General features: G+C 73.1%; 21 protein-coding genes and 1 riboswitch. Of the genes, 7 read left to right on the plus strand and 14 right to left on the minus strand.

The window, feature by feature from the left end:
- Nucleotides 1–172 precede the first annotated feature (172 nt).
- From EAO70_RS30755 to EAO70_RS30770, 4 genes are all read right to left on the minus strand, one after another.
- The gene (locus EAO70_RS30755; RefSeq protein ID WP_148006099.1) at nt 173–496 is read right to left on the minus strand and encodes a DMT family transporter; all 324 of its coding nucleotides are present in this window, start codon (nt 494–496) and stop codon (nt 173–175) included.
- A 124-nt stretch (nt 497–620) separates the two neighbouring features.
- A complete protein-coding gene (gene rsgA / locus EAO70_RS30760; RefSeq protein WP_148006100.1) occupies nt 621–1,634 on the minus strand; it encodes a ribosome small subunit-dependent GTPase A in 1,014 nt (337 codons plus the stop codon).
- 3 nt (nt 1,635–1,637) lie between these two features.
- Nucleotides 1,638–2,969, minus strand: coding sequence for a 3-phosphoshikimate 1-carboxyvinyltransferase (gene aroA / locus EAO70_RS30765; RefSeq protein WP_148006101.1), 1,332 nt, complete (start codon nt 2,967–2,969; stop codon nt 1,638–1,640).
- Nucleotides 2,970–2,989: 20 nt separating this feature from the next.
- Complete coding sequence (locus EAO70_RS30770) at nt 2,990–3,679, minus strand: M50 family metallopeptidase (protein ID WP_148006102.1); 690 nt, start codon at nt 3,677–3,679, stop codon at nt 2,990–2,992.
- A 49-nt stretch (nt 3,680–3,728) separates the two neighbouring features.
- On the opposite strand from EAO70_RS30770, the gene EAO70_RS30775 reads away from it, so the two are divergent.
- From EAO70_RS30775 to def, 7 genes are all read left to right on the plus strand, one after another.
- Nucleotides 3,729–4,544 (plus strand): SOS response-associated peptidase, encoded by an 816-nt coding sequence (locus tag EAO70_RS30775; RefSeq protein ID WP_148006103.1) that lies wholly within the window; start codon nt 3,729–3,731, stop codon nt 4,542–4,544.
- A gap of 102 nt (nt 4,545–4,646) precedes the next feature.
- Nucleotides 4,647–5,279 carry an alpha/beta family hydrolase gene (locus EAO70_RS30780; protein ID WP_148006599.1) on the plus strand — a complete coding sequence of 211 codons (633 nt, stop codon included), beginning with the start codon at nt 4,647–4,649 and terminating at the stop codon, nt 5,277–5,279.
- A 242-nt stretch (nt 5,280–5,521) separates the two neighbouring features.
- A complete protein-coding gene (locus tag EAO70_RS30785) occupies nt 5,522–6,178 on the plus strand; it encodes a sigma-70 family RNA polymerase sigma factor (protein WP_187282890.1) in 657 nt (218 codons plus the stop codon).
- A complete protein-coding gene (gene rsrA, locus EAO70_RS30790; protein ID WP_148006105.1) occupies nt 6,175–6,492 on the plus strand; it encodes a mycothiol system anti-sigma-R factor in 318 nt (105 codons plus the stop codon). The genes EAO70_RS30785 and rsrA overlap by 4 nt, the downstream gene beginning before the upstream one ends.
- Before the next feature lie 447 nt (nt 6,493–6,939).
- A complete protein-coding gene (locus EAO70_RS30795) occupies nt 6,940–8,232 on the plus strand; it encodes an HD domain-containing protein (RefSeq protein WP_148006600.1) in 1,293 nt (430 codons plus the stop codon).
- A gap of 79 nt (nt 8,233–8,311) precedes the next feature.
- Nucleotides 8,312–9,292, plus strand: coding sequence for a tetratricopeptide repeat protein (locus EAO70_RS30800; protein WP_148006106.1), 981 nt, complete (start codon nt 8,312–8,314; stop codon nt 9,290–9,292).
- Between the two features lie 70 nt (nt 9,293–9,362).
- A complete protein-coding gene (def, locus tag EAO70_RS30805) occupies nt 9,363–9,998 on the plus strand; it encodes a peptide deformylase (RefSeq protein WP_148006107.1) in 636 nt (211 codons plus the stop codon).
- A gap of 69 nt (nt 9,999–10,067) precedes the next feature.
- On the opposite strand, the gene EAO70_RS30810 is transcribed toward def, so the two are convergent.
- The 10 genes from EAO70_RS30810 to EAO70_RS30855 form a co-directional block, all read right to left on the minus strand.
- Complete coding sequence (locus tag EAO70_RS30810; protein ID WP_187284105.1) at nt 10,068–11,081, minus strand: ribonucleotide-diphosphate reductase subunit beta; 1,014 nt, start codon at nt 11,079–11,081, stop codon at nt 10,068–10,070.
- The gene (locus EAO70_RS30815; RefSeq protein WP_148006109.1) at nt 11,081–13,459 is read right to left on the minus strand and encodes a ribonucleoside-diphosphate reductase subunit alpha; all 2,379 of its coding nucleotides are present in this window, start codon (nt 13,457–13,459) and stop codon (nt 11,081–11,083) included. The genes EAO70_RS30810 and EAO70_RS30815 overlap by 1 nt, the downstream gene beginning before the upstream one ends.
- A 131-nt stretch (nt 13,460–13,590) precedes the next feature.
- Nucleotides 13,591–13,730, minus strand: a riboswitch (cobalamin riboswitch).
- 48 nt (nt 13,731–13,778) lie between these two features.
- Nucleotides 13,779–14,279: a GNAT family N-acetyltransferase gene (locus EAO70_RS30820; protein WP_148006110.1), complete on the minus strand. Its 501-nt coding sequence runs from the start codon at nt 14,277–14,279 to the stop codon at nt 13,779–13,781.
- A 117-nt stretch (nt 14,280–14,396) separates the two neighbouring features.
- Nucleotides 14,397–16,022, minus strand: a complete 1,626-nt coding sequence (mctP, locus tag EAO70_RS30825; RefSeq protein WP_148006111.1) for a monocarboxylate uptake permease MctP — start codon at nt 16,020–16,022, stop codon at nt 14,397–14,399.
- Nucleotides 16,019–16,273 carry a DUF3311 domain-containing protein gene (locus EAO70_RS30830; protein WP_148006112.1) on the minus strand — a complete coding sequence of 85 codons (255 nt, stop codon included), beginning with the start codon at nt 16,271–16,273 and terminating at the stop codon, nt 16,019–16,021. The genes mctP and EAO70_RS30830 overlap by 4 nt, the downstream gene beginning before the upstream one ends.
- 140 nt (nt 16,274–16,413) lie before the next feature.
- Nucleotides 16,414–17,397 (minus strand): LuxR C-terminal-related transcriptional regulator, encoded by a 984-nt coding sequence (locus EAO70_RS30835; protein WP_148006113.1) that lies wholly within the window; start codon nt 17,395–17,397, stop codon nt 16,414–16,416.
- Between the two features lie 134 nt (nt 17,398–17,531).
- Nucleotides 17,532–19,574 carry an MMPL family transporter gene (locus EAO70_RS30840; protein ID WP_148006114.1) on the minus strand — a complete coding sequence of 681 codons (2,043 nt, stop codon included), beginning with the start codon at nt 19,572–19,574 and terminating at the stop codon, nt 17,532–17,534.
- Nucleotides 19,564–20,529, minus strand: a complete 966-nt coding sequence (locus EAO70_RS30845) for an aldo/keto reductase (RefSeq protein ID WP_148006601.1) — start codon at nt 20,527–20,529, stop codon at nt 19,564–19,566. The genes EAO70_RS30840 and EAO70_RS30845 overlap by 11 nt, the downstream gene beginning before the upstream one ends.
- 51 nt (nt 20,530–20,580) lie before the next feature.
- Nucleotides 20,581–21,561 (minus strand): endonuclease/exonuclease/phosphatase family protein, encoded by a 981-nt coding sequence (locus EAO70_RS30850; protein ID WP_148006115.1) that lies wholly within the window; start codon nt 21,559–21,561, stop codon nt 20,581–20,583.
- Nucleotides 21,558–22,694, minus strand: coding sequence for an endonuclease/exonuclease/phosphatase family protein (locus EAO70_RS30855; RefSeq protein WP_148006116.1), 1,137 nt, complete (start codon nt 22,692–22,694; stop codon nt 21,558–21,560). Before EAO70_RS30855 ends, EAO70_RS30850 begins: the two co-directional genes overlap by 4 nt.
- Nucleotides 22,695–22,729 lie beyond the last annotated feature (35 nt).

The raw sequence follows: 22,729 nt of genomic DNA on the forward strand, positions 1-22,729 counted from the left end.
CCGCCCAGCGCCGCGCCGACGAGGGCCCGCCCGCGCCCGGCGAGCTGATGGCGGCGACCGCGGCCTGCGCGGGGGAGCGGTGGGCGGCGGGCTGCGAGCTCGCCGTCCGGCTGGCCCTCAGCCATGTCGTGGCGCCCGCGGTCCCCACCCTCGGACAGGCGGGGGCGGACGGTCAGTGCGCCGAGCCGGACAGCTGGAGTCCGATCACCCCGGCGATGACCAGGCTGATCGAGATGATCTTGAGTGTGGAGACCACGTCGCCGAGGAAGATCATCCCGTAGATCGCGGTCCCCGCCGCCCCGATCCCGGTCCACACCGCGTACGCGGGACCGACGTCAAGCTTCCGCAGGGCGAGCGTGAGGAGGCCGAAGCTGCCCAGCGCGAAGGCGGCGAACGCGACCGTCGGCCACAGCCTGGTGAACCCGTGGGAGAGCTTCAGGCAGACCGCGAACCCCGTCTCCAGAAAGCCCGCCACCACCACCAGCAGCCACGCCATCGTCAGTGCCTCCCACGCCGTCGGTGACTGCTTCGTCGCACTTGGTGCGATTATGCCCTTACCGATCGTGGTCGTCCGTCAACGCGTACGGCGCGGCCGCCCGCAAACACGGGCCCGCCGGGGCTCAGTCGCCCTCGCGCCGCTCCCGGGTCGCCAGCAGCCGGCGCAGCGACACCAGCCGCGCCGGATCGGCGTGCCCCTCCGCCACCCACGCGTCGAGCGCGCAGTCCTGCTCGTCGTGGCTGCACGCGCGCGGACAGTTCTCCGTACCCGGTACGAGATCGGGGAAGGCGAGGATCACCCGGGACGGGTCGACGTGGTGCAGACCGAAGGAGCGGACGCCCGGGGTGTCGATGACCCAGCCGCCCTCCTTGTCGTTGAGCGGCAGCGCGAGCGCCGACGTGGTGGTGTGCCGGCCGCGGCCCGTGACCGCGTTGACGACGCCGGTGGTCCGCCGCCGCTCCGGCGGCACCAGGGCGTTGACCAGGGTCGTCTTGCCGACGCCGGAGTGCCCGACGAACGCCGTGGTCCGCCCCTTGAGGTGCTCGTGGACCCGCTCGGCCGCCACCCCGTCGACGAACTCGTCGCGGGTGGTCACCACGTACGGCACCCCCAGCGCGCCGTACATCTCCAGGAGCGCGTCCGGCGGCGCCAGGTCCGACTTGGTGAGCACCAGCAGCGGGGTGAGACCGCCGTCGTACGCGGCGACCAGGCAGCGGTCGATCAGCCGCGGGCGCGGCTCGGGGTCGGCGAGGGCGGTGACGATCGCCAGCTGGTCGGCGTTGGCGACCACCACCCGCTCGTACGGGTCGTCGTCGTCGGCCGTACGGCGGAGCACCGAGCTGCGCTCCCCGATCCGCACGATCCGGGCCAGCGTGTCCTTCTCGCCGGACAGGTCACCGACGAGCGACACGCGGTCGCCGACCACGGCCGCCTTGCGGCCCAGCTCGCGCGCCTTCATCGCGGTCACCGCCCGGTCGTCGACCAGGACCGTCAGCCGGCCGCGGTCGACGGTGAGGACCATGCCCTCGACGGCGTCCTCGTGCTTCGGGCGGATCGTGGTGCGGGGACGGGTGCCCTTGCGGTTGGGCCGCTGGCGGATGTCGTCCTCGTCGGTGTGCTTGCCGTAACGCCGCATGGTTCAGGCCCCGAGCATTTCGGTCCACATCCCGGGGAAGTCCGGCAAGGTCTTCGCCGTCGTGGCCACGTCCTCGATCTCCACGCCCTCGACCGCCAGGCCGATGATCGCGCCCGCCGTCGCCATGCGGTGGTCGTGGTACGTGTGGAAGACGCCGCCGTGCAGCGGCCGCGGCCGGATGTGGAGGCCGTCCTCGGTCTCGGTCACGTCGCCGCCCAGCTCGTTGATCTCCTTGGTGAGCGCCGCGAGCCGGTCCGTCTCGTGCAGCCGGAGGTGGGCGACACCGCGCAGGGTCGACGGGGAGTCCGCGAGGGCCGCGACCGCCGCGATGCCGGGGGTCAGCTCGCCGACCTCGCCGAGGTCGACGTCGATGCCGTGGATCCGGCCCGTGCCGGTGAACGTCAGACCGGCCCCGGTCAGCTCGCAGGAGCCACCCATCTCGGTGAAGATCGTCCGCAGCGCGTCACCGGGCTGGGTGGTCCTCGCCGGCCAGTCCCGCACCGTCACCCGGCCACCGGTGATCAGGGCCGCCGCCAGGAACGGCTGGGCGTTCGACAGATCGGGCTCGACCACCAGGTCCCGGCCGCGCAGCGCGGAGGGCGCCACCCGCCACACGTTCGGGGCACCGCCGTGCTCCGGCTCGTCGACCTGCGCGCCGACCGCCCGCAGCATGTCCACGGTCATCCGGATGTGCGGCAGCGAGGGCAGCCGCGCTCCCACGTGCCGTACCTCCACGCCCTGGTTGAAGCGGGGCGCGGACAGCAGCAGGGCGCTCACGAACTGGGAGGACGAGGAGGCGTCGATCTCGACCGTGCCGCCGTCCAGACCGCCGGCGCCGTGCACCGTCATGGGGAGCGCGCCGCGTCCCTCGTCGTCGACGCGGGCGCCGAGCGCGCGCAGCGCGTCGATCACGCCGTGCAGCGGCCGCTCGTGGGAGCGGGGGTCGCCGTCGAAGCGCACCGGGCCGTCGGCGAGCGCCGCGACCGGGGGCAGGAAGCGCATGACCGTGCCGGCGTTGCCGACGTCCACGGTCGCGGGCCCGCGCAGCGGGGAGGGGATGATCCGCCAGGCCTCGCCGGAGCCGTCGGGACCCACGCCCTCCTCGATCCGCACCCCCAGGGTGCGGAGGGCCTCGGCCATCAGGAGGGTGTCGCGGGAGCGCAGCGGGCGGCGCAGCCAGCCGGGCTCGGACGCCAGCGCGGCGAGGACCAGGGCGCGGTTGGTGACCGACTTCGATCCGGGCACGGTGACGGTCGCGTCGACGGCGCCGCGGGCGTACGGAGCGGGCCAGAGGTCGGTGGGCGGGTCGGTGTGCGCGGGGGTGGCTGCGGTCATGGACTCACTGTACGGGGGAGTCAGAAGCGCAGGAGCCAGCGCCCGCCGCCGATCAGGGCCGAGATCGCGACGGCGTGGAAGAAGATCAGCCACACGCCGGCGGGCACATGGGTGAGCCGCGCGAGCTGGTCCGCGTCCGAGTCGGGCGTCCCGCCGTAACGCCGCTTGAGCTGGAGTTCGAAGGCCGGGCGGACACCGCCGAGCAGCAGGAACCACACCACCGCGTACGCGAACGCCGACTGGACCTCGGGAGAGGTCAGCCAGGAGACCAGGAGGAAGACGGCGCCGGTGACGACGACGGTGAGGATCCCGTAGGCGTTGCGGACCATCACGAGCAGCGCGAGCAGCAGGGCCGTCGCCACCCACAGCAGCAGGGTCACCCGGTGGGTGCCTAGCAGGGCGGCGCCGCCGAGGCCGAGCAGCGGGGCCGCGGGGTAGCCGGCGGCCAGGGTGAGGACCACCCCGAGGCCGGTCGGCCGGCCCCGGCTCACGGTCAGCCCGCTGGTGTCCGAGTGCAGCCGGATCGCTTCGAGCCGCCGGCCGGTGGCGAGCGCGACGAGGCCGTGGCCGCCCTCGTGGGCGATGGTGATCGCGTTGCGGGCGAGCAGCCACACGCGGCGGGGCACGGTGACGGCGAGGGCGGCGACGCCGGTGGCGATCACCAGCCACTCGGGCGGCGCGGCCTGCGCGCCGAAGAGGTCGAGGTCCATCTTTCGGGCCGCTCCTCGGGGGCTCGGGGATCGTGGCAGTGTGGCACGTATGTGCGGACGGTATGCAGCGAGTCGGCGGCCCGAGGACCTCGTCGAAGTCTTCGGTATCGAGAAGTGGGAGCCGGAGGAGGCTCTGGCACCGGACTGGAACGTGGCCCCGACCAAGGAGGTCTGGGCCGTGCTGGAGCGTCCTCTGAAAGACGCCGGATCCCGGCGTCCGGTTCGCCAGCTCCGCGCACTGAGGTGGGGCCTGGTGCCGTCCTGGTCGAAGAGCCCCGAGGGCGCCGCCCGGATGATCAACGCACGGGCCGAGACCCTGGACGAGAAGCCCTCCTTCAAACGGGCCTTCGCGGCCCGCCGGTGCATCCTGCCCGCCGACGGCTACTACGAGTGGGTCACCGGCGCGGACGAACGGGAGCTGGAGGTCGAGGGGAAGCGGAAGAGGGCCCGCAAGCAGCCGTACTTCGTGACCCCGGCGGACGGCTCGGTCTTCGCGATGGCGGGCCTGTACGAGTTCTGGCGGGACCCGACCCTCCCCGACGGCGCCCCCTCGGCCTGGTGGGTCACCTGCTCGGTGATCACCACCGAGGCGGAGCCCGGACCGCTGGGCGTCGCCCCGGCCGACGGCCCCCGCTCGCTCGCCGACATCCACCCCCGGATGCCGCTGATGCTCACCGAGGACCGCTGGGACGCCTGGCTCGACCCGGCGACCACCCGGCCCGAGGAACTGCGCGGGCTGCTCGCCGCCCCGCCGGAGGGCCTCATGCGGGCCTATCCGGTGGCGACCGCCGTCAGCAACGTCCGTAACAACGGGGCCGAGTTGCTGACGGAGCTGGACGGCCCGGAGGTCGGCACGCTGTTCTGACCGGGGGCACGAGGCTCCGGGGCCGCCCGTCGGCGCCGCGCGGACCGCGGGCGGGGGCCGGACGCGGACCTCCGGCGGAGGCAGGATGGGGGCGTGACCGACGTGACGCACCACGAGACCGTCCCCACCGACGCCGGAGACGCCCGCATCGCCTGGCACGAGGCGCCCGCCCCCCGGGCCGTCCTCGCCCTCGGCCACGGCGCCGGCGGCGGCATCGAGGCCCGCGACCTCCAGGCCCTGGCCGCCGCGCTGCCCGGACGGGGCGTGACCGTCGCTCTCGTCGAACAGCCCTGGCGGGTCGCGGGCAAGAAGCTCGCCCCCGCCCCCAAGACCCTCGACACCGGCTGGCGCGGACTCTGGCCGGCCCTCGCCCGGCCCGGCCTCCCCGTGATCGCGGGCGGCCGCAGCGCCGGCGCCCGGGTCGCCTGCCGCACCGGCCGGGAGCTGGGCGCGCTCGCGGTCCTCGCCCTGAGCTTCCCCCTGCACCCGCCGGGCAGGCCGGAGCGGTCCCGGGCGGACGAGCTCCTCGGCAGCGGCCTGCCGACCCTCGTCGTCCAGGGCGGCAACGACCCGTTCGGACGACCCGACGAGTTCCCGGAAGGCCCGTACCGCCTCGCCGAGATCCCCCACGCCGACCACGCCTTCGCCCTGCCCAAGCGGGCGCCGCTCGGCCAGGACGAGGCCCTGGAACTCCTCGTCGACGGCGTCGCCGACTGGATCGGCTCCCTCGCCTGACGGACCGGGAATGCCGAGCGGGGGAGCACTGTTGTTCCGGGCGTCGGTGTGAGAGCAAGGAAGAGGGAGTCCGTCGCATGGGTTCGACCATCTGCCCGGAGCGCGCGCAGGCCGCTGACCTCGACTGGACAGTGCTGCCCGCCCCCAAGGGAGCCCGGATTCGGGCGGCGGGCGGAGTGGTTCCTCGTCTATCCTCCGAAACGAGCGGGTCCGCCCCCGGGCTCGCCGCCGCGCTGGAGGAGGTGGGTCCGGTCACTGGGACCGACACAGGGACCGACGACGGCCCCGAGGAGACGACCGAGGAGCGCAACGCGCGCTTCGAGCGGGACGCCCTCGGCTTCCTCGACCAGATGTACTCGGCCGCGCTGCGCATGACGCGCAACCCCGCGGACGCGGAGGACCTGGTGCAGGAGACCTACGCCAAGGCGTACGGATCCTTCCACCAGTTCCGCGAGGGTACGAACCTCAAGGCCTGGCTGTACCGCATCCTCACCAACACCTTCATCAACTCGTACCGGAAGAAGCAGCGCGAACCCCAGCGCAGCGCCGCCGAGGAGATCGAGGACTGGCAGCTCGCCCGCGCCGAGTCGCACATGTCGACCGGTCTGCGCTCCGCCGAGTCGCAGGCACTCGACCACCTCCCGGACTCCGACGTGAAGGAAGCGCTCCAGGCGATTCCCGAGGAGTTCCGCATCGCCGTCTATCTCGCGGATGTCGAGGGCTTTGCGTACAAGGAGATCGCGGACATCATGGGGACACCCATCGGTACGGTGATGTCACGACTGCACCGGGGCCGCCGCCAGCTGCGCGGCATGCTCGAGGACTACGCTCGCGACCGCGGGCTGGTACCCGCGGGCGCCGGAGAGTCGTCGAACGATCTGAAAGGCTCGGGCTCATGAGCTGCGGAGAGCCGCACGAGACGGATTGCTCGGAAGTCCTGGACCATCTGTACGAGTTCCTCGACAACGAGATGCCCGACAGTGACTGCACCAAGTTCGAGGTGCACTTCGAGGAGTGCTCCCCCTGCCTGGAGAAGTACGGCCTGGAGCAGGCCGTGAAGAAGCTCGTCAAGCGCTGCTGCGGCAGCGACGACGTCCCCACCGACCTGCGGTCCAAGGTCATGGGCCGGATCGACCTGATCCGCTCCGGGCACCCGGTGCCCGAGCAGGAGATCGTGCCGACGCCCCAGGCGAGCCAGGCGACCCAGGAGTAGACCTCCCCGCGCGAGCGGGACACGGAGGCCGTCGCGACACGATCGCGGCGGCCTCCCTCGTATATCAGCTTGTATCACCCGATGGTGCGAATCCGCGTCGGCCCGCCGCCCCCGGCCGCCCGACTCGCTAGCGTGACCCGCGTGATGGGCGTCAAGGTCATTCCGCGCGCGGCCCGCGCGTACATCGGCTGCGCCGTACTGGGCGCCGGCGCGGCCGCGCTGCCCGCCCTGCTCCCCGGCGCGGCCACCCCCTGGAGCACGGTCGCGCTCCTCGCCGGCCTGTACGCGCTCTGCGAACTGCCCGCCCGCTGCCGCCTCCTCGGCCGCGCCACCGGCGGCTCCGTCCCCGTCGGCACCGGCTACCTCGGCGCCACCCACGCCGCGGCGACCTGGTGTCCTCGGCCGCGCACCCGACCCGGCCGAGGACACCAGGTCCAGGGAGCGCGCATGAGACCCGGCACCCCCACCGTCGGAGCCGTCCGCGGAGCGGCCCTCCTGCTGAGCCTCGCCGGATTCGCCTCCACCCTCTGGTACGGCGTCGACGAACCCGGCAACGCCCTCGCCTTCGGCACCCTCATCGCCCTCGGCGAACTCACCCGCTGGGGCACCGCGCCCGCCGCCGGAGCCCTCCCCGCCCGCGAGACCCCCGGCAGCGGCGAACCCGCCCCGCTCGCCGCAGCCGGGGCCCTCGCCTACGCCCTGCTCGGCGCCAGCGCCGGCACCGCCACCAGCCACGGCGTCCTCCAGACCGTCGCCGTCGTCGTCGCCGCGGGCCTCGCCGGGATCGTCCCCCACCTCGCCCGGGGCCGGGAGCCCGGCCTCGACCACCTCGCCCGCCGCATCCTCACCGTCGGCTTCGCCGCGCTCTGCTTCCAGCCCCTCTACAACTCCGGAACCCTCGTCCGCCACCTCGGCGAAGGCCCCGCCTACGCCCTCTTCCTCGTCCTGCTGCTCGGCCTGACCGCCCTCTGCGACGCCGTCCTCGCCGCCCTCCTGCTCCGCGCCCGCACCGGATTCCCGTACGGCCCCCTCCTCCGCGACGAACTGCGCGCCCTCCGCGGCATCGGCTCCGCCGTCGGCGCCACCGGCACCGTCATGGCGCTCGGCGTCGCCGCCGCCGGGCTCTGGGCCCTGCCCGTGCTCGCCGTGCCCCTGCTGCTCACCCAGGTCTCCTTCCGGCGGTACGGCGCCGTCCGCACCGTCAACCGGCAGACCATCGCCTCCCTCGCCCGCGCCACCGAGATCGCCGGCTGCACCCCGCCCGGGCACGCCCACCGGGTCGCCGCCCTCAGCGCCGCCGTCGGACGCGAGCTCGGGCTCTCCGGGACCGAGCTGGCCGTCCTGGAGCACGCGGCGCTCATGCACGACATCGGCCAGCTCTCCCTCGTCGACCCCGTCCCCGGCGGCGCCACCGCCCTGCTGCCCGCCGAGGAGCAGCGCCGGATCGCCGTGCTGGGCGGCGAGGTCGTCCGCAGGACCGGGGTCCCCGAGGCCGTCGCCGTGGTCGTGGAGCGGCAGGCCGACCCGTACCGGGAGCAGCCGCTGCCCGCCCGGATCGTCCGGACCGTGAACGCCTACGACGACCTCGCGGGAGGCGACGGGGCGGGCGCCGCCCTCGACGCCCTGGAGCGGCTCCGGCTCGGCATCGCCCGCGACCACCACCCGGACGTCGTCGAATGCCTGGCCAGGGTCCTGGCGCGAGGCGGAGCGACTGGGGTGACCTCCGTCGCTACGGGGTAACCCATGGGTAATGAGCGCGCGTCCGACCGGGCATGGTTGGATGCGAACAAGAGGGTGAAGCGACCGGCAGGCGGGAATCGTGAAGATCTTCGGGAAGGTACGGCATCGGCCCTCCGCCTCATGGCGGCAGGCCACGGACCGCGCGTTCACGCTGATCGGCGACGGCCGGTACGAGGACGCGGGCGCACTTCTGACACGCGCGGCGGACCTGGAGCCCTGGCTCTCGGAGTCCTGGTTCAACCTGGCGCTGCTGCACAAGTTCCGGCACGACTGGGAGCAGGCACGGGCCGCCGGGCTCCGCGCCGTCGCGCTGCTCGACAAGGAGAGCGGCGCCCCCGACTGGTGGAACGTGGGCATCGCCGCGACCGCGCTCCAGGACTGGCCGCTGGCCCGCCGGGCCTGGCAGGCCTACGGACTCAAGGTGCCGGGCGCCGCCGCGGGCACCGGCGAGCCCGCCGGCATGGAGCTGGGCAGCGCCGCCGTCCGGCTCTCGCCCGAGGGCGAGGCCGAGGTCGTGTGGGGCCGCCGGCTCGACCCGGCCCGCATCGAGGTCCTCTCCATCCCGCTGCCGTCCTCCGGGCGCCGCTGGGGCGAGGTGGTCCTCCACGACGGCGTGCCGAACGGCGAGCGCACCACCACGGCCGGCCCCTCCTACCCGGTCTTCGACGAGATCGAACTGTGGGCGCCGTCCCCCGTACCCACCTGGGTGGTCCTCCTGGAGGCCGCCACCGAGGACGACCGGGACGCCCTGGAGCAGCTGGCCGCGGAGGCGGGCTTCGCCGCCGAGGACTGGTCGTCCTCCGTGCGGCTGCTCTGCCGCGCCTGCTCCGAGTCGACCATGCCGAGCGCCGAGGGCGAGGGCGAGCACTCCGACCCCCACGACCACAGCGAGCCCGGCCACCCCGGGCCGCTCGGCCACCGCTCGCCCGGCGAGCTGTGGGTCCCCGAGCGGGAGTGCGGCATCGCGGCCCCGCCGGGCCTGGTGCGCGGGCTCCTCGACGGCTGGGTGGCGGACAGCCCCGACAGCCGTGAGTGGCGGGATCTCGAAGAGGTCTGCTGAGCCGGGTGCCGCGGTGGGCCCGTAGGCTGTCCTCCGACGGAATCGGGTTTTCAGGAAGGCGCGGCCGGACATGGCGCAGCAGGAGACGGACGAGCAGACGCAGATCAACGACGGCTTCGTCGTGGACACGGAGGACTGCGAGGAGCGCGAGCTCGCCCACCGTGAGCGCGGAACGGCCCGCCCGATCACGGTGGTCGGCAACCCGGTGCTCCACAAGGAGTGCAAGGACGTCACCGAGTTCGACGACTCGCTCGCGGCGCTCATCGACGACATGTTCGCCAGCCAGAAGGCCGCCGAGGGCGTGGGCCTGGCCGCGAACCAGATCGGTGTGGACCTCAAGGTCTTCGTGTACGACTGCCCGGACGACGAGGGCGCCCGCCACACCGGCGTCGTGATCAACCCGGTCCTCCAGGAGCTCCCCGCCGAGGCGCGCGTCCTCGACGAGTCCAACGAGGGCTGCCTGTCGGTGCCGACCGCCTACGCCGAACTGGCCCGCCCGGACTACGCGGAGGTCCACGGCCAGGACGCCCAGGGCAACCCGATCAAGGTGCGCGGCACGGGCTACTTCGCCCGCTGCCTCCAGCACGAGACGGACCACCTGTACGGCTACCTGTACATCGACCGCCTCTCGAAGCGCGACCGCAAGGACGCCCTCCGCCAGATGGAAGAGGGCACCCCGCGGTACGAGACGGTCCCGAACGCCTGATCGCGGCTGGACATACGAGAGGGGCCCCGCACTCGGTCGAGTGCGGGGCCCCTTTTGTCGCGCCTGGTCCTAGAAGTCCTCGTCCAGGTCCACCGAGCCCTCGACCGCCACCTGGTAGGCGGACGGGCGGCGTTCGAAGAAGTTGGTGAGTTCCTGGACGCCCTGGAGCTCCATGAAGGAGAAGGGGTTCTCGGAGCCGTACACCGGGGCGAAGCCGAGGCGCTGGAGGCGCTGGTCGGCCACGCACTGGAGGTACTCGCGCATCGACTCGGTGTTCATGCCGGGCAGGCCGTCGCCGCACAGGTCGCGGCCGAACTGGAGCTCCGCCTCGACGGCCTCCCTCAGCATGTCCGTGACCTGCTGCTGGAGCGCGTCGTCGAAGAGTTCGGGCTCCTCCTTGCGGACGGTGTCCACGACCTCGAAGGCGAAGTTCATGTGCATGGTCTCGTCGCGGAAGACCCAGTTGGTGCCGGTCGCCAGGCCGTGGAGGAGGCCTCGGGAGCGGAACCAGTAGACGTACGCGAAGGCGCCGTAGAAGAACAGGCCCTCGATGCACGCGGCGAAGCAGATCAGGTTGAGGAGGAAGCGGCGGCGGTCGGCGGCCGTTTCCAGGCGGTCGATCTTCTCGACCGAGTCCATCCACTTGAAGCAGAACTGCGCCTTCTCGCGGATGGAGGGGATCTCCTCGACCGCGTCGAACGCGGCGGCACGGTCGTCCGGGTCGGGCAGGTAGGTGTCGAGCAGCGTCAGATAGAACTGGACGTGCACGGCCTCCTCGAACAGCTGGCGCGACAGGTAGAGGCGCGCCTCCGGGGAGTTGATGTGCTTGTAGAGCGTCAGCACCAGGTTGTTGGAGACGATCGAGTCGCCCGTCGCGAAGAACGCGACCAGTCGGCCGATCATGTGCTGCTCGGCCGGCGTCAGCTTCGCGAGGTCGGCGACGTCCGAGTGGAGGTCGACCTCCTCCACGGTCCAGGTGTTCTTGATCGCGTCCCGGTAGCGCTCGTAGAAGTCCGGGTAGCGCATGGGGCGGAGGGTCAGCTCGAAGCCCGGGTCGAGCAGGTTCTTGTTCTCGGAGCTCATTACTGGCAGGCCTCGCAGGACTCGGGGTTCTCAAGAGAGCAGGCGAGGGCGTCCGCGTCGGGAGTCGCCTGCTGGACGGGGATGGTGGCGGCGGCGGGCGTCGCGGCCTGCGCGGCGCGGGCGATCCGGGTCGCCGGGCGGGAGCGCAGGTAGTACGTCGTCTTCAGCCCCTGCTTCCAGGCGTACGCGTACATCGACGACAGCTTGCCGATGGTCGGCGTCTCCAGGAACAGGTTCAGCGACTGCGACTGGTCCAGGAACGGGGTCCGGTCGGCGGCCATGTCGATGAGGCCGCGCTGCGGGATCTCCCAGGCCGTGCGGTACAGCTCGCGCACCTCGGCCGGGACCCAGGTGAAGCCGGCCACCGAGCCGTTGGAGTCGCGCAGCGCCTCGCGGGTCTGCGCGTCCCACACGCCGAGCTTCTTCAGCTCGTCGACCAGGTACGAGTTGACCTGGAGGAACTCGCCGGACAGCGTCTCGCGCTTGAAGAGGTTGGAGACCTGCGGCTCGATGCACTCGTAGACGCCGGCGATCGAGGCGATCGTCGCGGTCGGCGCGATGGCGAGGAGCAGGCTGTTGCGCATGCCGGTGACGGCGATCCGCTCGCGCAGCGCGGCCCAGCGCTCGGGCCAGTTGAGCTCCACGTCGTAGTGGTCCGGGTGCAGGACACCGCGGGCGGTGCGGGTCTGCTCCCAGGCGGGGACGGGCCCGTTGCGCTCGGCGAGGTCGGCGGAGGCCTCGTACGCGGCGAGCATGATGCGCTCGGCGATCCGGGTGGACAGCGCGCGCGCCTCGGCCGAGTCGAACGGCAGCTTCAGCTGGAAGAAGACGTCCTGGAGGCCCATCGCGCCCAGGCCCACCGGCCGCCAGCGGGCGTTGGAGCGGCCCGCCTGCTCGGTCGGGTAGAAGTTGATGTCGACGACCCGGTCGAGGAAGGTGACGGCCGTCCGGACGGTGGCGTCGAGGCGCTCCCAGTCGATGTCCCCGCCGGTCACGAAGGACCCCAGGTTGACCGAGCCGAGGTTGCAGACGGCCGTCTCGCCGTCGTTGGTGACCTCGATGATCTCGGTGCAGAGGTTCGAGGAGTGGACGACCGTGCCGGGCTCGGCCGTCTGGTTGGCGGTCCGGTTGGAGGCGTCCTTGAAGGTCATCCAGCCGTTGCCGGTCTGGGCCAGGGTCCGCATCATCCGGCCGTACAGGTCGCGGGCCGGCATGGTCTTGCGGGCCAGGCCGGCGGCCTCGGCCTTGCGGTAGGCGGCGTCGAACTCCTCGCCCCACAGGTCGACCAGCTCGGGCACGTCCGCCGGGGAGAACAGCGACCACTCGCCGTCGGCGTTGACCCGGCGCATGAACCCGTCCGGGATCCAGTGCGCCAGGTTCAGGTTGTGCGTACGGCGCTGGTCCTCGCCGGTGTTGTCGCGGAGCTCCAGGAACTCCTCGATGTCGGCGTGCCAGGTCTCCAGGTAGACGGCGGCGGCGCCCTTGCGGCGGCCGCCCTGGTTCACCGCGGCGACGGAGGCGTCGAGGGTCTTCAGGAACGGCACGATGCCGTTGGAGTGCCCGTTGGTGCCGCGGATCAGCGAACCGCGGGCCCGGATGCGGGAGTAGGAGAGGCCGATGCCGCCCGCGTGCTTCGAGAGGCGCGCGACCTGGTGGTAGCGGTCGTAGATGGAGTCCAGCTCGTCCTGGGGGGAGTCCAGGAGGTAGCAGGAGGACATCTGCGGGTGGCGGGTGCCGGAGTTGAAGAGCGTGGGGGAGGACGGCAGGTAGTCGAGCCGGCTCATCAGGCCGTAGAGCGCGGAGACCTCGTCGAGCGCGCGGACGCTGTCGTCCTCGGCGAGGCCGCAGGCCACGCGGAGCATGAAGTGCTGCGGGGTCTCGATCACCTTGCGGGTGATCGGGTGGCGCAGCAGGTAGCGCGAGTACAGGGTGCGCAGGCCGAAGTAGCCGAAGCGGTCGTCGCCGGCCGGGTCGATGGTGGCGTCGAGCCGGTCCGCGTGGAGCGCGGCGAACTCGGCGGTGCGGTCGGCGATCAGGCCTTCGTGGTGGCCGACGGCGACGGAGGCGGAGAAGGAGTACGAGCCCTGGCTCGCGGCCTCGTCGGCGATGGTGATCGTCAGGAGCCGGGCGGCGAGCCGGGAGTAGGCCGGGTCCTCGGCGATCAGACCGGCGGCCGCCTCGGTGGCCAGCTCGCGCAGTTCCGCCTCGTCCGCGGCGGCGCTGCGGCCGCGGAGCGCGGCGGCGGCGACCCTGCCGGGGTCGGTGTCGGGGAGGTCGGCGGTGAGGTCGGTCAGGGTCCGCAGCAGCACGGTCCCGGGGCCGTCGCTCTCGACCGCGGAAGCCTCGGCGGAAGCCGGATCGGCGGGCGCGATGGTCACGTGGGGGCTCTCCCTCGCTCGGCTCGGGGCCGCGGCGGGGGGAGGAGGGCACGCGAGGGTCCGGACGCCGGACGCGCTGTGTCCACCGGCCCACTCCGCGAGGCCCGGAAGTCATCGGCACCCGGAACGGACGGACCGGGTGCGCTGGCGGCAGGTCCTCGGACTCACCTCGTCCGAACACGTCGTATCCGTACGAAGTACACCGTTGCGGGACAGTTCCGGATTCGCGCCGGATTCCCCTGCGTCGACAGCGAGCACGAGCATACATGTGGGGGGCTCCGGTTGCGGAACCCCCCACATGTTGTGTCGCGCCGGGGAGTCAGAACTCCAGGGCGTAGGTGCGCAGAGAGTGATCGGGGATCGGTTCCCAGTCCCGGTGGGGCGTGCGGACGAAGCCCAGGCGCTCGTAGATCCGGTGTGCGGAGACCATCGTGGCGTCCGTGGAGAGCACGATGCGGCGGCACCCGGGGAGGGCCTGCGCCCGCTCCACGCAGGCCCGTACGAGGGCCTCTCCGACGCCCCGGCCGCGGGCCTCCCGGGAGACCACGAGCATCCTGAACTCGGCCTCGCCGTCGACGGCGATGTCCGCCCACGGGGTGTTGCCGGTGGCGAAGGTCACTCCGCCGAGCAGTCGCTCGTCGGCGTCCTCGGCGAGGAGCACCTCGCTCTCGCGGGCGCGCCGGGCCGTGTCCCGGAGCACGTGCAGATACGAGTCCTCCGCCCCGTACTTCAGCAGCCCGTCGCCGAGATAGGTCCCCGCGGTGAGCTCGCCGAGCGCCTCGTAGTCCTCGGGCCGTACCGCCCGGATCGTGAAGTCCATGGGGGCAGTGTGCCTCCGGCGGGCCGTCCGGCGTCAGGGCGGGGCACGGGGTGAGACGGGACGGGCCGTCCCGCCTCCGGGGAGGCGGGACGGCCCGTGGGTACGGATGCGGCCGGGTCAGTGGGTCTCGGCGCCGACCTTGGGGAGCTTCGGGTCGACCCCGCGGTCGCCCGCGTCGGCCGTGTAGTCCTCCGGGGAGGTCTCGTCGATGCCCTCGGGGGCCTTCACGGCCTTGAGGACGAAGGTGAGGACGACCGTGACGAGGACGTTGAGGACGAAGGCGGTGAGGCCGATGTAGCCGATCTCGCCGATGCCCGGGATCTCGGCCGAGGAGCCGCCGAAGTGCTTCTGGGTCGGGCTGGCCACCCCGTACGCGGCGACCGTGCCGTAGACCATGCCGACGGCCCAGCCGGCGAGCAGCGCCCAGCGGTGGAACCAGCGGGTGAAGAGGCCGCCGACGAGGGCCGGGAAGGTCTGGAGGATCCAGATGCCGCCGAGCAGCTGGAAGTTGATCGCGACCGTCTTGTCCATGGTGAGGACGAAGGCGAGCGCGCCGACCTTCACGAGGAGCGAGACCAGCTTGGAGACCTTGGTCTCCTGGGCCGGGGTCGCGTCCGGTTTGATGAAGTCCTTGTAGATGTTGCGGGTGAAGAGGTTGGCCGCGGCGATCGACATGATCGCCGCCGGGACGAGCGCGCCGATGCCGATCGCGGCGAACGCGACGCCCGCGAACCAGTCGGGGAACATCGTCTCGAAGAGCTGCGGGATGGCGAGCTGGCCGTTCTTCACCTGGATGCCGGCGGCGATCGCCATGAAGCCGAGCAGCGCGAGCAGGCCCAGCATCAGCGAGTACAGCGGGAGGATCGTGGTGTTGCGGCGGATGACCTCGCGGCTCCGGGACGACAGGGTCGCCGTGATGGAGTGCGGGTACATGAAGAGCGCGAGCGCCGAGCCGAGCGCCAGCGTCGCGTACGTCCACTGCCCGGCCTCGCCCGGGACGAGCGCGCCGCGCGGCTTGCCGGTCGCCGGGTTGGCCTGCGCGTACGCCTCGCCCGCCTTGGCGAAGATCTCGTCGAAGCCGCCCAGCTTGATGGGGATGTAGATGATCGCCACCGCGATGACGATGTAGATCAGGGTGTCCTTGACGAAGGCGATGAGCGCCGGGGCGCGCAGGCCCGAGGAGTAGGTGTACGCCGCGAGGACGCCGAAGGCGATGAGCAGCGGCAGGTCCTTGATGAACCAGTGGGTGTTCTCGCCGCCGCCGACGCCCATCACGTCCAGGACGGCCTGGATGCCGACGAGCTGGAGCGCGATGTACGGCATGGTGGCGAGGATGCCGGTGACCGCCACCGCGAGGGAGAGGCCCTTGGAGTCCCAGCGGCCGCGGACGAAGTCCGAGGTGGTGACGTAGCCGTGCTTGTGCGAGACCGACCAGAGGCGCGGCAGGAAGGTGAAGATCAGCGGGTAGACCAGGATCGTGTACGGCACGGCGAAGAAGCCGGCCGCGCCCGCCGCGTAGATGGCCGCCGGGACGGCGACGAAGGTGTACGCGGTGTAGAGGTCGCCGCCGAGCAGGAACCAGGTCACCCAGGTGCCGAACGACCGGCCGCCCAGGCCCCATTCGTCGAGGCTGTGCTCGTTCTCGGCCTTGCGCCAGCGCGAGGCCAGGAAGCCCATGACCGTGACGGCCAGGAAGAAGAAGATGAAGACGGCGAGTGCGACGCCGTTCACGCCGTCCTTCATCGCGCGTCACCTCCCTTGCGGCCGCGCTGGTCCAGCTGCCAGAGCTTGTACGCCACCATGGTGAGCGCGGTGGAGATCAGCACCCAGAGCATCTGGTACCAGTAGAAGAACGGGATGCCCGCGAGGAGCGGTTCGGTCTTCGCGTACGAGCTCACCCAGAGCATCGCCACGAACGGCGCGAACAGACAGAGCGCGATCACCACCCGCAGGGGCGTGATGGTGGGTTGTTTCCGTTGTGTCGCTTCTGACATGGCGATTCCGGTCCCCTCACTGATCACCTCGGTAATGCTGGGGAAATCTAGGGGACGGTTTCGGTCTACGGAACCCCTGTCCGCATAACGGATGGGACTCCGTCAGCTGTGCGCGTGGGAGCGGTCCCCCGGCGCGGCGCTCAGAGCCAGCCCTCCTTGGCGGCCCGCACTCCCGCCTCGAACCGGCTGCGCGCGCCGAGCCGGTTCATCAGCTCGGAGCTCATCCGCCGTACGGTCCGCAGGGACACCCCGAGCCGCCGGGCGGCGATGTCGTCGGTGCAGCCGATCCCGAGCAGCATGAGCAACTCCCGTTCCTGCGGCGAGAGGTCGTGCGCGTCGCGGCGCGGGCTCTCGCCGAACGGCGTGCCCGCGTCCCAGAGACGGTCGAAGAGCACCACGAGCGCGTGCACCAGGCCGGGGCTGCGGACCTCCAGGGCGCCCGCCCGCCCGTCCTCGGGATCCACCGGGACCAGCGCGGCCTCCCGGTCGACGATCACCATGAGCATCGGCACCACGGGCACCGTCCGCGCCTCGCCGCCGAGATCGCAGTACCAGCGCACGTACTCGACGGTCGGCGGGTCGTTGCGGAAGCTCTCCTGGTAGATCGAGCGGATCCGCACCCCGCGTTCCAGGGCGAGTTGGTCGAGGGGCTGGCTCGCGTCCATGGTGTCGGGGAGCTGCGCCCCGCCGGGGAGCAGGGAGAGGCACTCGGTCCTGGCGTTCGCGGCGAGGTCCTCCAGGCGCTCCCGGACGTTGTCGAGGCCGGTGATGCGGTCCACCAGGTCGTGCCGCACGCCCGGTTCGGCGTGGTCGGCGTACGAGGCGAGGATGCCGGCGACGGCCCGGCCGGCCCGCTCGACCTGGCGCTTCCGCTTGCTCAGCTCGGCCTCGGCGCGGGAGAGCAGGAAGGAGAAGCCGACGTCCGGGTTGAAGGGTTCGACCTCGCCGGAGGAGTCGTCCATCAGGACCAGCTTGAGGTCCGCGAGGCAGGCGAGCGCCTCGCGGACCTCGGACTCGGGGAGGCCCAGGTGGGCCGCCATCTCCGGCACGTCGAACTCGGGTCGCTCCAGGAGCAAGCGGTAGACGGCCTCCGTCGACTCCTTTATGCCGAGCGCCTCCAGCATCCCCTGTCTCCCCCTCGTCACGTTCCGTACCGCGCTCGCGCCGCATGCGTGATCGCGGTCGTCGATGCTATGGCGAGAACCCGTCTAGGTCTAGACCAATTGGGGTGAACTCCGGAATGCGCTGGGGCCTGCCGTCACACTCCCGTCGTCGCCCGGGGGGCGGCCCCGCGGCGAGAGCGCGTGCAGGGCGTCGTGGGGCAGACGGGAGTGTGACGACAGGCCCTGGGGGCCGGGAGCGCCGACCGGGCGCGGCGATGTCCGGCCAGCGCGTCGAACACCGTCGCCATCGCGAACCCCGACACCAGCAGCGCCAGTTCGACCTGTGGACCGATCCCGACCGCGAGCACCGCGAGCGCGCCCGCGCCCGCCGCCGCGAGCCCCGCCCAGGAGGGACCGCCCGCCGCCGACGCCACCGTGCGGTCGAGCGACACGCAGAACGCGAACACCCCGACGACCAGCGGGACCCAGCCGGTGACCGCCCCGGTGCCGGCCGGGCCCCACTGCCACAGCACGGTCAGCGCGCCCGCCGGGGCGAGGGCGGCCAGTACGGCGCGGAGCACCGCGCCGGCCGCCGCACCCGTGCCCGGGAGGCCGGCCGGCGCGGAGAGGAGGAGCAGGACGGCCAGGGCGGCGAGGGCGGCCGCCGGGACCGCGAAGGGCAGCAGACCGTAGACCCCGTCCACCAGATCGCGGTCGACCACGCCGGAGCCGCCGACCCGGGCCGGGCCGTCAGCCACGCCCGAGCCGTCGGCCGGGGCCGCGCCCGCCGCGAACGCCGACCGCACCGCCGCCACCGTCGCCGCGCCCGCCGCCGTCATCGGCTCCTCCTCCGGTACGACCACCACCACGGCCGTACCGTCGCGCCGCCACTCGCCGCCGCGCGGCGCCGCCGCGAGCAGCACCCCCGGCACCCGGGCCGCCCGCGCGGCGGCGGCCTCCGGGTCGGCGCCCCCGGGGAGCAGGACCTCCAGGGGGTTGAGGACCCCCGACGGCACCCCGGCCGACGTCAGCCGGTCCAGGCCGTCGCGGGCCGGGCCGCTCGCCACCAGCGCTTGTGCCTCCGGATTGCCCACCCGCAGCTGCGTGGCCGTGCCCGCGGCGAGCACGAGGAGGACCAGACCGGCCAGCGCGGGCACCGGACCGGACCGCCACCCGGCCCGCCCCGGCGCCGCCCCTTCCGTCGGCTCCCGCCGCTGTGTCGGCCGCGGCCGCGTCGCCACCGAGCGGAGCACCGGCACCAGGGTCAGGGCCGCCGCCGTGCCCACCGCCCACACCGCGAGCCCCGCGACCCCGACCGAGCGCAGGAACGGCGCCGGGAAGAGGGCCAGGACCGCGCAGGCCGCCGCCCCCGCCGCAGCGGCCACCACCGCCGACCGCTCGCCCGGGCCCGGCGGCTGGGCCCACCGGTGCACGGCGAGCACCAGGGCCGTCACCGGCACCAGGTAGACCACGACGAAACTGATCTCGGTGAACCCGGCCACCGCCTCCACCAGGACCAGCGCCCCCACCGAGGTCACCCCGGCGAGCAGCAGCGGCGCCAGGACTCCCACCGCCGAGCGGAACACCAGCACCAGCAGCACCAGCAGCCCCAGCGCGCACGCCGCCTTCACCGCCAGGGCCATCGCCCCCGGCCCCGCCACCGCGCTGTCGTGCTGGAGCGGAAGCACCCCGGTCACCTCGACCCGGGCCTCCGGCAGCGCCGACCGGAGATCCGCGCGCAGGGACACGGCCGCCTCCTCGACGGCCGTGAGCCCCGCGAGGTCCGGCTCACCGGCGCCCGGGTAGACCAGCGCGTACACCGTGCGGCCGTCCCCGCCCAGGAAGCCCTCGTCGTCCGTGCCCGCGTACGAGACCGTCCGCGCGCCCGGGCCCGCCGCGCGCCGGACGGCGTCCGCGAACCGCCCCGCCGTGCCCGGCGCGCGCACGTCGGCGCCGGCCGGCCAGCTCGCGACCGCGACCAGCGGGGCGACGGCGGCCCCGTTCCCGTACCGCTCCTGGACCGCCTGGTTCGCGCGGTGCCCCGGCCCGCCCGAGGCCGTGAACGACTGGTCGAGCCGGCCGAGGCCCAGCACCGCCACGGCGCCGCCGAGCAGCAGCACGAGCAGCCAGGTCACGCCCACGGCCGTCCGGTGCCGGAGCGCGCGTTCCCGTGTCCGTACGCCCAGGTCAGTCGACATCGTCGAGCCGCTTCCTCAGCTCGTCGTCCAGACGCAGGCCCACCGCGCCGAGCGTCTCGTCCAGCTGGGCCGTCGAACTCGCCCCGATCACCGGGAGCACGGGCAGCTCTCCGCCCAGCGCCCAGGCCAGCACCACCTGGTTGGCGGTCACTCCCAGCTCCGCCGCGACCTCCGCGAGCACCTTCAGACGCCGCTCCGAACCCTCGTGCCGGTACTGCTCCGGCACCTCCTTGCCGGCGTCGGTGTACGCCCCGGTCAGCTGGGTCGTGTACGCGGTGAACGTCAGCTCCGGACGCGTCCCCAGATAGTCGAGCAGTTCCTCGGAGGCGTGCGGGTTCACCCCGAACTCCGCGCCCGGGCGCGGCCGCAGATAGGTGTACCGCTGCTGCACGGCCGCGTAGTCCGGCACCCCGGCGGCGACCGCCGCGCCGCGCGACTCCTCGATGCGCCAGGCCGCGAAGTTGGAGCAGCCGGCCCGGCCGATCTTCCCCGTGTCCTCCAGCTCGCCGAAGGCGGCCATGGTCTCGGCGACCGGTGTCCGCCGGTCGTCGATGTGCGCGTAGTAGAGGTCGATCCGGTCCGTGCCCAGGTTCCGCAGGCTCTCCTCCACCTGGCGGCGCAGCACCGGGGCCGACAGACCCTCCGCGCACTCGGGCCAGGCCGAGCCGGGCGGGTCGGGCAGCGCGCCGACCTTGGTGGCCAGCACCATCTCGTCCCGGACGCCCCGGCTGCGCAGCCAGCGGCCGATCAGCAGCTCGCTCTCGGCGCCGGTCGCGCCGGGCTCCCAGAACGCGTAGGTGTTGGCGGTGTCGATGAAGGTGCCGCCGGCCTCGTGGAAGCGGTCGAGGACGGCGAAGGCGGCGGCCTCGTCGATCCGGGTGCCGAACGGCAGGGTGCCCAGGCACAGGGTGCTCACACGGGGGCCTCCGGGGCCGCCCAGGTGGGTGTACTCCATGGTCTCTTCCCTCTTTCTCATCGGTGGGGCCTTCTCATGGGTGGGGGGTGCTCACAGGCGGGGGGTGGTGACGGTCAGTTCCTGGACCAGGTGGTCCGAGAGGCCCTCCGCGGCGCGGAAGCGGTACGCGCCGACGCGCGCGCCGCCGCCTGTGAACGCCCAGTCGATCCGCCACAGCCGCAGTCGCGCGCGGGCGTTCCAGCTGGCCGGGAGGAGCGAACGGCAGGCGCCGATCGCGTCGCGCAGCGAGCGCGGCATCCGCCGGATGTCGCCGATGGCGGCGCTCGTGTTGAAGTCGCCGGTCACCAGGACCGGGTGGGGGTTGTCCCGCAGGTCGGCGACGAGCGCCGCGTACTCCCGGTCGCGGGCGGCGGCCCGGCGCCGCATGTCCCGCAGGAACGCCGGGCGCAGCGGGTTCATCACGGTCAGCTGGACGGGGATGTGGACGTTGTACGTGGAGAGGACGCCGTCCCCGACCCGCAGGTCCACCCGGAGCGAGCAGGCGCCGACCGGGACCGGCGGCCCGGCGGGCGGGAACCGGGACAGCGTCACGGAGTTGTTGTCCACGGAGAGGTGGTGCCCCGGGAACGCGGCCCGGATCCGCTCCTCGTCGTCGATGTCCCAGACCTCGCCGCCCTCGAAGCCGTTGAGGTACTCCTGCAGCACGTAGACGTCGGCCGCGAGGGAGCGCAGGAAGGCGTAGAAGCGCTCGGGGTCGCCGCCCTGGTTCCAGTGCTGGGTGTTCCAGGAGACCAGCCGCAGTCCCTCCGCCGTCGCCGGCCGGCGCCCGAGAGCGCGCAGGTTGATCCCGTTCTGCGTCCAGCCCGCGAGCAGGCAGCCCGCGGCGAGTGCCCCGGCCGTCCGGCCGCCGGTCGCCGCGGCGGCCGCGAGCAGGGCGAGCGGGACGGCGGCGAAGGTGAGCGGGGGCAGCAGGGAGACCGCGAGCCAGGGCCACCAGCGGCCGTTCAGCGCCAGGTGCAGGGCGAGGAAGACAGCCCAGACCAGGGCGCAGGACAGCAGCACGTCGGTCACCCGTTCTCCGGCAGGGACACCCACAGGTCCTGCACGGCGTGGTCGGACAGTTTCTCGGGCTCGTTGAACTCGTACCGCTCGGCCTTCGCCCCGTTCCCGGTGAACGCCCAGTCGGTCCGCCAGAAGGGCTTCCAGCCGCCCTCCTCCCAGCTCGTGGGGTACGGGTCGGTGCTCACGTCCGCCGCGTCGTCGAGGCGGTCCCGGAGCGGGTCGAGGTCGGACATCGCGGCGGTCGCGTTGAAGTCGCCGGCCAGCACCACCGGGTTGCGGTTGGCGGCCACGTCGGCCTCCAGGCCCGCGTACTGGGCCCGGCGCGGGGCGAACCGTTCCCGCATGTGACGGTAGAAGGCGGCGGACAGCAGCCCGGCCGGCATGCTGTTCCACACCGGCATGTGCACGTTGTAGAACGACACGGTCCGGCCCTTCACCCGCACGTCCGTCCGCAGCACCTTGTTCTCCCGGTATTCCGTCTGCCAGTCCGCGCCCGGCGGCAGGTCGCCGGCCGGGCCGACGGCCGGCTGCCGCACGATCGGGAAGCGGGAGAGCGTCACCAGTTCGCCGCGGACCGCGATCTCGTAGCCGGGGAACTCCCGGCGCAGCCGCGGAAGGTCGTCGATCGGCAGCTTCCCCTTCCGGTCGTCGGTCACGTGCTGGTACTCGTGCAGCAGGTAGACATCGGCGTCCTTCGCCTTCAGGAAGGCGTAGAAGTGGTCCTGGGTGCCGAGGAGCTGGTTCCACGAGTTGGTGTTCCAGGCGAAGACCCGTACGGAGTCCGGCCCGGTCCTCGGCTCCGACCGCCACAGGGCCGCCGGGTCGAGGCCCGACTGCCCGAAACCCACGAGCAGGGCGAGCGCGGCCGCCGCCAGGCTCCGCCACCGGGCGGCGCCGCGGGCGAGCGGGGCGAGCACGGCGAGCAGCAGCGGGACCAGGGCGAAGGCGGCCGGCGGGACGATGCCCACCAGGTGCCCGAGCCAGACCCGGCCGTCCGCCGCCCACTCGACGAGGAGGAGGGCGAGCCAGCCGAGGGCCGCGCCGAGGACGAGCCGGTTCAGGCGCCGCCGGGCCGGGGCGACCCGTGCGGCCGCGGCCGGGGCCTGCGCCGGGGCCCCGGTCGGCGTGAGCGTGTCAGCCACGGGAGGCCCCCGAGACCACCCCGGCCCCCGAAGCC

Source organism: Streptomyces sp. adm13(2018), assembly GCF_008042145.1.
Classification (GTDB): Bacteria; Actinomycetota; Actinomycetes; order Streptomycetales; family Streptomycetaceae; genus Streptomyces.

Bases quoted from the DNA above. Each gene is read 5' to 3' on its own strand.
- rsgA (WP_148006100.1), bottom strand. From the start codon at position 1,634: ATGCGGCGTTACGGCAAGCACACCGACGAGGACGACATCCGCCAGCGG.
- aroA (WP_148006101.1), bottom strand. From the start codon at position 2,969: ATGACCGCAGCCACCCCCGCGCACACCGACCCGCCCACCGACCTCTGG.
- EAO70_RS30820 (WP_148006110.1), bottom strand. From the start codon at position 14,279: ATGGACTTCACGATCCGGGCGGTACGGCCCGAGGACTACGAGGCGCTC.
- EAO70_RS30770 (WP_148006102.1), bottom strand. From the start codon at position 3,679: ATGGACCTCGACCTCTTCGGCGCGCAGGCCGCGCCGCCCGAGTGGCTG.
- rsrA (WP_148006105.1), top strand. From the start codon at position 6,175: ATGAGCTGCGGAGAGCCGCACGAGACGGATTGCTCGGAAGTCCTGGAC.
- EAO70_RS30775 (WP_148006103.1), top strand. From the start codon at position 3,729: ATGTGCGGACGGTATGCAGCGAGTCGGCGGCCCGAGGACCTCGTCGAA.
- def (WP_148006107.1), top strand. From the start codon at position 9,363: ATGGCGCAGCAGGAGACGGACGAGCAGACGCAGATCAACGACGGCTTC.
- EAO70_RS30845 (WP_148006601.1), bottom strand. From the start codon at position 20,529: ATGGAGTACACCCACCTGGGCGGCCCCGGAGGCCCCCGTGTGAGCACC.
- EAO70_RS30840 (WP_148006114.1), bottom strand. From the start codon at position 19,574: ATGTCGACTGACCTGGGCGTACGGACACGGGAACGCGCGCTCCGGCAC.
- mctP (WP_148006111.1), bottom strand. From the start codon at position 16,022: ATGAAGGACGGCGTGAACGGCGTCGCACTCGCCGTCTTCATCTTCTTC.
- EAO70_RS30795 (WP_148006600.1), top strand. From the start codon at position 6,940: ATGAGACCCGGCACCCCCACCGTCGGAGCCGTCCGCGGAGCGGCCCTC.
- EAO70_RS30755 (WP_148006099.1), bottom strand. From the start codon at position 496: ATGGCGTGGCTGCTGGTGGTGGTGGCGGGCTTTCTGGAGACGGGGTTC.
- EAO70_RS30835 (WP_148006113.1), bottom strand. From the start codon at position 17,397: ATGCTGGAGGCGCTCGGCATAAAGGAGTCGACGGAGGCCGTCTACCGC.
- EAO70_RS30810 (WP_187284105.1), bottom strand. From the start codon at position 11,081: ATGAGCTCCGAGAACAAGAACCTGCTCGACCCGGGCTTCGAGCTGACC.
- EAO70_RS30830 (WP_148006112.1), bottom strand. From the start codon at position 16,273: ATGTCAGAAGCGACACAACGGAAACAACCCACCATCACGCCCCTGCGG.